A 1131-nucleotide genomic window follows, 5' to 3' on the forward strand; every position below is an offset into this window, starting at 1 on the left:
CTGGCCCTTGAGGATGGTGGCAACGTGGACTTGAGCGGATACTTGGACAACACCGATGTACAGACTTTATCCTTGAGCGGAAACGATCTGACCATCACAGGAGGCAACACCATCGATATCAGTAGTATCGATACTGATACAGATGACCAGACCTTGAGCTTGTCAGGAAACACCCTTTCCATCGCTGATGGCAACAGTGTGGACCTTTCTGCCTTCAATAACAGCGGAACGGACGACCAGACCTTGAGTTTGAGCGGCAACACCCTGACCTTAGAAGATGGCGGAAGTGTTGATCTTTCGGCCTTCAACAATAGTGGAACTGACGACCAGGCATTGAGCTTGAGCGGTAACACCCTGGCCCTTGAGGATGGCGGCAACGTGGACTTGAGCGGATACTTGGACAACACCGATGCACAGACTTTATCCTTGAGCGGAAACGATCTGAGCATCACAGGAGGCAACACCATCGACATCAGCAGCATCGATACCGATACGGATGACCAGACCTTGAGCCTTTCAGGGAACACCCTTTCCATCGCCGATGGTAACAGTGTGGACCTATCCGTTTTCAACAACAGCGGAACCGATGACCAGGCCTTGAGTTTGAGCGGCAATACCTTGACCCTTGAGGACGGCGGCAATGTTGACTTGAGCGGATACTTGGATAATACGGATGCACAGACCCTTTCCTTGAGCGGTAGCGATTTGAGCATTGTTGGAGGTAACACCATCGACATCAGCAGTATTGATACGGATACAGATGACCAGACCCTTTCCACCAATGGAACAGCGGGACACATTGCGATCTCGGAGGGGAACAACGTGACCATTAATGTGGACGATGCCGACTCCGTTGTGGGCAACGAATATAACACAGGGGTATCCATGAACTCTGGAAGCCTTCAGGTTACGGACAATGGCGGGACCCTTTCCACGGGATTGATCAGTACCGATGCGAACAACAACATTACGGCCGGTACAGACGGGGCCCTATACTTGAACGTGGCTTCGGTGTCCATATCAGAAACCAATACGTCACTTTCCTTTAATAGTGGCACCAACCAACTGACCTATACGAATGAATTGGGGAACAACCCGGTCATCGACCTGTCCTCATTGGACAACAGTGGA

1 protein-coding gene is annotated in these 1131 nt (G+C 51.1%); it reads left to right on the forward strand.

Going from position 1 to position 1131, the window contains the following annotated elements; translation table 11 throughout:
- On the forward strand, positions 1-1131 hold a 1131-nt coding region (locus LKX84_RS17870; protein WP_228239085.1), incomplete at both ends, for a hypothetical protein.

This window comes from Allomuricauda sp. M10 (assembly GCF_020782875.1).
In the GTDB taxonomy this organism is placed as follows: Bacteria; Bacteroidota; Bacteroidia; order Flavobacteriales; family Flavobacteriaceae; genus Flagellimonas.